This window comes from Lacticigenium naphthae DSM 19658, assembly GCF_000425865.1.
Lineage (GTDB): Bacteria > Bacillota > Bacilli > Lactobacillales > Carnobacteriaceae_A > Lacticigenium > Lacticigenium naphthae.
In genome coordinates, this window is record NZ_AUEG01000001.1 from 575,540 (window position 1) to 581,997 (window position 6,458).

At 32.8% G+C, this 6,458-nt stretch carries 6 protein-coding genes and 1 pseudogene; 3 read left to right on the plus strand and 4 right to left on the minus strand.

The features are described 5' to 3' along the window. Window positions 1–38: 38 nt before the first annotated feature. Window positions 39–1,640 (minus strand): ABC1 kinase family protein, encoded by a 1,602-nt coding sequence (locus tag H626_RS0102810; protein WP_027107989.1) that lies wholly within the window; start codon window positions 1,638–1,640, stop codon window positions 39–41. A gap of 21 nt (window positions 1,641–1,661) precedes the next feature. Beyond that, complete coding sequence (locus tag H626_RS0102815; protein WP_035618239.1) at window positions 1,662–1,964, minus strand: phasin family protein; 303 nt, start codon at window positions 1,962–1,964, stop codon at window positions 1,662–1,664. A 350-nt stretch (window positions 1,965–2,314) separates the two neighbouring features. On the opposite strand from H626_RS0102815, the gene H626_RS0102825 reads away from it, so the two are divergent. Then, window positions 2,315–3,226: an AEC family transporter gene (locus H626_RS0102825; RefSeq protein WP_027107991.1), complete on the plus strand. Its 912-nt coding sequence runs from the start codon at window positions 2,315–2,317 to the stop codon at window positions 3,224–3,226. A gap of 53 nt (window positions 3,227–3,279) precedes the next feature. Here H626_RS0102825 and H626_RS0102830 read toward each other — a convergent pair whose 3' ends face one another. Both H626_RS0102830 and H626_RS0102835 read right to left on the minus strand, forming a co-directional pair. Beyond that, window positions 3,280–4,191: an aldo/keto reductase gene (locus H626_RS0102830; RefSeq protein ID WP_027107992.1), complete on the minus strand. Its 912-nt coding sequence runs from the start codon at window positions 4,189–4,191 to the stop codon at window positions 3,280–3,282. A 171-nt stretch (window positions 4,192–4,362) separates the two neighbouring features. Continuing rightward, the gene (locus tag H626_RS0102835; RefSeq protein WP_035618242.1) at window positions 4,363–5,274 is read right to left on the minus strand and encodes a DMT family transporter; all 912 of its coding nucleotides are present in this window, start codon (window positions 5,272–5,274) and stop codon (window positions 4,363–4,365) included. 371 nt (window positions 5,275–5,645) lie between these two features. On the opposite strand from H626_RS0102835, the gene spxA reads away from it, so the two are divergent. Beyond that, complete coding sequence (gene spxA, locus H626_RS0102840) at window positions 5,646–6,050, plus strand: transcriptional regulator SpxA (protein WP_027107994.1); 405 nt, start codon at window positions 5,646–5,648, stop codon at window positions 6,048–6,050. Between the two features lie 187 nt (window positions 6,051–6,237). Continuing rightward, a pseudogene (locus H626_RS11550) lies at window positions 6,238–6,458 on the plus strand (ISL3 family transposase); the annotation flags it as partial.

Consider the following 6,458-nt stretch of genomic DNA (forward strand, 5'->3'; position numbering starts at 1 on the left):
CTATCTGCCTTTTTTCTTCAAGATCAACTATACTTTGATCACAAAGTGCCCGATTTTATTATTGAAACAAGTAGCCATAATCCCATTAACCCAGCACCTAAGAATATAATAATTGCAAAGAATGAAAAACCAGCACCTTCAGCTAGTGCTATTATGATAGCGGAAGATAAAATTAAAGAAGCAATAATAACAGCGAAAACTACACGATTGACCATTTTATTTAAGCCAGTCCATTTATCATCGAAATTTGCTAATTCTACATAAAACTTTGTCCGTCCACTTGTTATATTATCCAATACTTTCTTTAAAGAAGTAGGTAAACCAATCGAATCATTAAGAAACTGAGAAGATTGAATAATTAATTTTTCTTTAGAAATTGGATCCACTAACTGAATAGAATCACTCACCTTAACATATTCTTTTGATATTTCCATTATATTAATTTCAGGATATAGTTCTGTGACTACTCCTTCCATTACAGTAAAGGATTTGACCAAAATAATAAAATCATTTGGCATCGTCATTTTGTGTTTGCGAGTAATTTGCAAGATATCACTAAATAGAACGCTAATATTGATTTGACTGAAACTTCTCGATATATATGCATCGAAAATATAAGTAAGATCTTCATAGAGCTCCAAACGCTTGATTTTTTCTTTTGTAATTGCCATTTGCAATAGCAAATTCATTATTCCATCAATATCTTTATAAATTACATTCTTTAACAAAGCTACTAAGTTATCTTTGTTGCTACTTGATAAATTGCCTACTATCCCAAAATCAATAAAATGAATTTTTTTATCTCCAATTAAAATGTTTCCTGGGTGTGGATCTCCATGAAAAAAACCATCTTTAAACACTTGGGAAAGGAACGCCAAAATCAGTTTTTCAGCGATATCTTTAAGGATATATCCCTCTTGTATCAAATCTGTTTGATTTAATCCTTTTATACCTTCTACATATTCTTCTACTAATATTCTTTTAGATGTATAGGCTAAAAAAGGCTTTGGAGCCGAAACAGCCGCTATATGCTTATTCAATTCCTTAAATTGAATAATTGCATTTGCTTCATTTCGGAAATCTAGCTCTCTTTTTGTAGTGAGCTTAATTTCTTTGAATGCTTCTTCAGGATCCACTAATATTTCTTTGACCGTCCCAGGTGCCATGGAAACAACTCTTGAAAATAGTTGAATATCTCTTAATAGATTTTCCTCTATTTCAGGGCGTTGTACTTTTAAAATGACCTCTTCACCTGTTATTAATCGTGCACGATGGACTTGTGCTACGGAAGCACTGGCAAGTGGGTGTGTATCAATCGAAAGAAACACTTCATCAAGTGCTAAATGTAAATCTTCTTCAAATATTTTTTTTACCTTCTCAAATGGAAAAGCCGGTGCGCGATCTTGTAAGTGAGACAATTCTTTAATATAATCTTCTGGCAGCAAATCACGTCTAGTAGATACAATTTGGCCAATTTTTATAAAACTAGGCCCTAGTTCTTCAAAAGCTTTACGAAAGTTTACTGCATCTTGTATTTGACTGTCTTTAGAACGAATCCGGGTACGATAAATATGGCCAAAACCATAAGATGCTAATACGGCAACAATTTCACGCAAGCGTTCTCGATTAGATTTGACCACATTTATCCCCCCTCTACTTCATTATTGAGAAAGTTCTTCTATTTTCTTAGCTAAATCATTTATTCTTTCCTCTAAATCTTCTATATCTTTTCTTTGTGCTACATTCATTTCAATTAACATTGCTTGCAATTCTTCACGATCAGTATTTTCGGTGTTTTTTTCACCTTTTACTTTTTGTACGAGCTCTTCACTTAATTTTTTTCCTTCATCTACTGTTAATTTACCTCTTGAAACTAAACGATTGATCATCTCTTGGGTTTTATCTAGGGTTAATGCAGTACCACCAACACCTGCGAGAAGTAGCTTTTTTAATTCTTCAATCATCTTACATTCTCCTTCCAGATTTTCGTTCAGTCATATATTTCTACTGACATGACAAGTATATCATGAAAAAAAAATGAGAGGTACTTATCCGAATGGTTTCTTTTAAATAATTAACTTGAAAACAGTCTGCAGAACAATTAAACTTTAGATATACCAAACATGAATTTCACTATAGAAAAGAGGATAAGAATGAAAAAAAAGGATAACAAGAAAACAACATCGTTAATCGCACTCTTTACTCTCTTGATTGGTTTTGCTCAATTTATCTTATCTCTTTTATTTACTCGAATACTCTATAAAAAAAGCAAAAAATGAATAAAGAATTTAGATAAATAAAGGAGCGATTTCTATTGCCGGAGGTCTTGATTCAAGCTTTTAGTTTTCTTTTAGTTATCCTTATTGGGTATCTTTTTAAGCGAAGAGGTATTTTATCTACCAAAGATGGACATTCTATTTCACAAATTATTATTCGCTTAACCTTACCTGCCACAATTATTATCGGTTTTAACGGAACAGCAATAACCACAAATCTTCTTATTATGGCTTTCACTGGTATGTTTTTGAATATTACCTTGATTATTTTTGGAGGTTATATTTGGAAAAACAAACAACGGACGGATAAAGCTTTGATTATGTTTGGGCAAGCTGGTTATAATATTGGAAACTTTACAATACCTTTTGTTCAGGGTTTTCTTCCTCAGGCTATTCCCTATATTGGGAGTTTTGATATTGGAAATGCCTTAATGATATTTGGAGGATCTCCTGTTTTAGTTGATAAATATACTGATCAAAATAGAGAATCTCTAAGCGTTGGTCGTATTTTATTAAAGCTATTTCACTCACCACCGTTTTCAACATATGTTGTGATGTTTACGTTAGCGAGTTTCTCGATCACACTTCCCCATACAGCTATACAAGTGATCGATCTATTTGCTAAAGGTAACGCATTTTTAGCAATGTTTATGGTTGGATTATATCTAGAAATACTCATACCTAAAGTAGACATGCATAAAATATCTATTATTTTACTTACTCGCTACAGTCTGGCCATGCTTCTGGCTTTGTTTTTTTATTTTTTCCTACCTCTGAGTCCCATTGTGCGCTTGGCTCTTATATTGATAGCTTTTGCTCCCATTGGAACAGTTTCAACCATCAATATGGTTACTTACGGGAATAAAGAATCCACTGCAGCTCAACTTTCTTCTATTAGTATTCTCATTTCTTTAATATTAATGACTGCAGCACTTAGCTTTCTACTATAAAAAAAAAGACCAATGTAATTTATATAATTACATTGGTCTTTTTTTATTTATGGTTAAGGAACGATATTCCCTGCAGCTCTATAAATTTCATACCAGTCTTCTCTTGAGATAGATACTTCTGAAGCAGAAGCATAGTTCTTGATTCTTTCAGGATTCATTGTTCCTAAAATAACTTGCATCTGTGCAGGATGTCTAAGTAACCAAGCTATAGACATTGCTTCATTATCAAGTCCGTATTTCTCACCAATTTCACTAAGTTTTTCATTTATTATAGGGTACTCAGGGTTGTTCAAGAATACACCTTTTTCAGCATGAACAGGTGACCACGGTTGGATAGTCATTTTATTTAAACGACTATATTCTAGAACTCCATGATCTCTATCGATTGCATTAGGATGTTTTGTATTAACATTGATTCCTGCATCAATCATGCCTGTATGCATTACACCTAACTGGAGTTGATTAGCTATTAAGTCTTGTTTTACTGCAGTATTTAGTAGTTCAATTTGTTGCGGGCTATGATTGCTCACACCAAAATGTTTAACTTTACCAGATTTTTCTAATTCATTAAACGCTTCAGCCACTTCTTCTGGTTCCATGAGCGTATCAGGGCGATGAAGTAGAAAAACATCGACATAGTCAGTATTCAATCTTTTTAAACTTTTTTCGACTCCTTCAATAATATGTTTTTTTGAGAAATCATAGTAGCCATTTCGAATAGCAATTTTAGTTTGAATTATCATTTTTTCTCTTATGGAACTATTCATTTTTATTGATTCTGAAAATCTCTTCTCTGATTCACCTTTGCCATAAATGTCTGCATGGTCAAAGAAATTCATTCCTACATCAAGAGCTGTACGAATAACTTTTTCAGCTTCTTTATTGTCTAAAGCATTCATTCGCATACATCCCAAGGAAACATTGGGGACTTGCAAAGAAGACGTTCCGAGTTGAATCTTTTTCATAACATCTCTCCTCTTTTTTTTTTAAAACTCCATAGTAATTGTAACGCTTACAATGTGAAAACACAACCTGTCTCCCCTTTTTAATGAATTTTTTTCAATAAAAAAACAGATTCTTCTACTAGTCCATAGATCTAGTAGAAGAATCCTTGTATGATAAATAACCTTCCTATTCTAATCTTCTAGTAAGTTTCCCATTTGAGTCTGATTAGTTCTAAATATTCTCTGCAGATAATTTGGATTCCATTTTATTTCTCCGATAAATATCCCCAATAAAATCAAACTAGCTCCTACTATCATTTGGTTGGATATTGATTCCTTTAATAAAACTGCAGAAAATAGCATACCCCAAAATGACTCCAGTGAGAGAATCAAAGAAGTTTCGGTATCACTCGCGTATTGTTGTGCAATCGACTGCATTCCGAAACTAAACAATGTGCCAAATAAAGCTAAATACAGAAGGCTCAAATCCACTGCAACTATCCCTCCAGTGTAAACGTCTCCTCTAATTAAATTTATACTGATCCCTAAAAAACTAGCAACTCCCATTTGAACCAACATTAATGTTCTCGGATCATTCAATTTTACATATTTTCCCAAATAGACCAGTTGAAGTGCAAAGAAAACAGCGCATAGTAAAGAGAGCATGTCTCCTAGATTCATCATTCCGAAGCCGTTCAAAGACATAAATCCAACTCCCAACAGGGTAGAAAAGATAGCAAAAAATGTTTTCGGTTTGATTGTTTGTTTTGAAATCAAGAAACTAAATAATGGGACCATAACTACACTCGTTGCAGTTAAAAATGCGTTTTTACTCGGAGTAGTATACTGCAATCCCACAGTTTGAAGAACAAAAGCAAAATACAATAGACTCCCTAGTATACTTCCATGAAAAACAACTTTTTTAGACAATAATTTATAACTTTTCCTAAAAATGATGCTAAGTACAAAGAATGTAATAAAAAAACGTGTTGTCAATAATTGATAAGGATTTACATGTCCTAAAATCATATCATTCACAACGTAACCAGAACCCCAAATAATTGTAACAAATAATAGCAAGAAACGAGCGCTCTTTCTATTCACTTTATAGTCCTCCTCTTCTTTCGCATAAGAACGACTATAGCATTATTCAACTACTACGTAAACCATGTTTTTTAAAGATTTAGCATATAGAATAAGGATTCTAAACACCTGTTGAGAATTTATACATTTTAAATTTGTCCCTATAAAATTCTCCCTGGGTTTTTACTAAGTACGTTTGTTTGTTTCCTCATTTTTTCAATAAAATTGCCCCAGTCTATGTGACAATTTCATGACAATTATTAAAAATATGAAATTGTGTCGGTTTTTTGACGATGTCTATTGTTTTTTTATATAAAATCCCTTACAATAAATTTATACAAGAAGTTCACAAAATGTTCAATAAATTGATTGAAGTGGAAGGAGAGATCTTGATGATTACTTTATACGTTTCCCCTAGTTGTACGTCTTGCAGAAAAGCGAAAGCCTGGTTAGAAGAAAACAATCTTGAATACGTTGAAAAAAACATCTACCATGAACCTCTCACAATAGGTGAAATCAAATCCATTTTAGGTTTGACTGAAGAAGGGACTAGCGAAATCATCTCTTATCGTTCACAAGCTTATCAAGATTTAGAGGTGGATATCAACGAACTCTCACTTCAACAATTACTTATATTATTTCAAGAAAATCCAACATTGATCCGTCGACCTATTATTAAAGACGAGAGACGGTTGCAAATAGGTTACAATGAAGAAGAGATCCGTTGTTTCTTACCCCGTGCTGTTCGAAAAGTTGAACTGGCCGAAATACACAGACAATTATCAGTAGGATTTTAAAAAAACAGTCAGCTATTTTAATAGCTGACTGTTTTTAATCTTTTGTAATATATATTTTAGGTTCTATAATTAATCGTGTTGGTGAGTTCTAACGAACTCGCTGATACGATTTTTTATTTTGTATAGAAAAAGGCCAGTAGATTCCCTTATAATTAAGTCGACCAAAACCAATCAAAGGAGAATCTACATGACCCACTCTCATATTATACGAAATTCGTTGAATATTAAAGATGAAAATATTCTTTTTGATCTAAATAATTACGTATGCCCAGAAGAAACGCTTAAAGGAACCACTTACCTTGTTTATCAAGGGACATTGACTTACAAGCCGAAGGCCTGTCATCACTGTGGATCTGTTAATCAAAACTATTCAGTGACTAAAAACGGAACAAAAACATCTACGCTCAA